The organism is Rhizobium lentis (assembly GCF_014200175.1).
GTDB lineage: Bacteria > Pseudomonadota > Alphaproteobacteria > Rhizobiales > Rhizobiaceae > Rhizobium > Rhizobium mulingense.
In genome coordinates, this window is sequence record NZ_JACHBD010000048.1 from 1 (window position 1) to 1,116 (window position 1,116).

2 protein-coding genes and 1 pseudogene are annotated in these 1,116 nt (G+C 60.1%); all 3 read left to right on the forward strand.

Features of this window, described 5'->3' with window-relative positions; all coding sequences use genetic code 11:
* The coding region (locus GGI60_RS31675) for an electron transfer flavoprotein subunit alpha/FixB family protein (protein WP_210314500.1) at window positions 1-183 on the forward strand (183 nt) is incomplete at its 5' end.
* Window positions 184-197: 14 nt separating this feature from the next.
* A complete protein-coding gene (locus GGI60_RS31680; protein ID WP_183934991.1) occupies window positions 198-890 on the forward strand; it encodes a dimethylsulfonioproprionate lyase family protein in 693 nt (230 codons plus the stop codon).
* Between the two features lie 92 nt (window positions 891-982).
* Window positions 983-1,116 (forward strand): annotated as a pseudogene (locus GGI60_RS31685) (S-(hydroxymethyl)glutathione dehydrogenase); the annotation flags it as partial.

Consider the following 1,116-nt stretch of genomic DNA (forward strand, 5'->3'; position numbering starts at 1 on the left):
GCGCCCGATCTCTATATCGCCGCCGGCATCTCCGGCGCCATCCAGCATCTGGCCGGCATGAAGGACAGTAAGGTGATCGTCGCCATCAACAAGGATGAGGAGGCGCCGATCTTCCAGGTCGCCGATTACGGCCTCGTCGCCGATCTCTTCGACGCCCTGCCGGAATTGCAGAAGGCGCTTTAAGGGGGAGATCGAACGTGGCGCGCGTGGTGGGACGTCCAACCAGACCTGGTGCTGACCTTCTCCTGAACGATGACGAAAAGCCGGCTTATATTAGGCTGCACGACATCGGAAGGGAAAGGCGTCCCCAGCCGCTGCAGGAGTTTCTCAACGATATTGGTGGGCTGATGCTGTCGGCCGACGCTCCCGCCGTTGCTAGTTTTGTCGCCGGAAAGGTCCTCCAAAGACTGCTCAAGACAGGCAAGGTGCGCCCGGAGGGAGGCCCTCTCCCCGGGATGCCCGAAGGGTTGAATGACGCCGTCAGCCATCTGGCGAAATCCGGGCGGAAATACGAGGCAATCGCCAATCAGTTCAACAGTCTCGCCGGCAGGCTGCTGTGGAGACGCGGCCGCACTGGCCCGTTTGCAAGCCTGAACTTCGGCAATACGCATTCCCATGCGGTTCTGGTCGGTCCTGGCGGCATGGAAGAGCGCGCCGATCTCCGGGTCGGCGTGATCTATATGGATCGCTACACCCGCTTCCCCGATCATGTTCAGACGCAGCCGCGCGCCTTCATTCTGCTTTCGCCGGGAGAAATCTGCCTTGGCGATTCCCAGTGGTTTTCTGCCGCGACAGGTACGGTCTTCGCGAATGATGCCGGGCAATCCTTCGCGATAAGATGTACGGCCCAGCCGCTTCTTGCGGTGTGGTGTCAGGTCGAGCCGGGATGAACGAGGTGACGCCGAAGCGGATCGTTTCGATCCCTCGGTTGTATCTCCGCATATTTAACAACCGAAATTGAATTAACAGGAGGGATTATCAAATGGACGTTCGCGCCGCCGTAGCCGTTCAGGCCGGAAAACCGCTCGAAGTGATGACCGTGCAGCTCGACGGTCCGAAGGCCGGCGAAGTGCTGGTCGAGGTCAAGGCGACCGGCATCTGCCACACCGACGATTT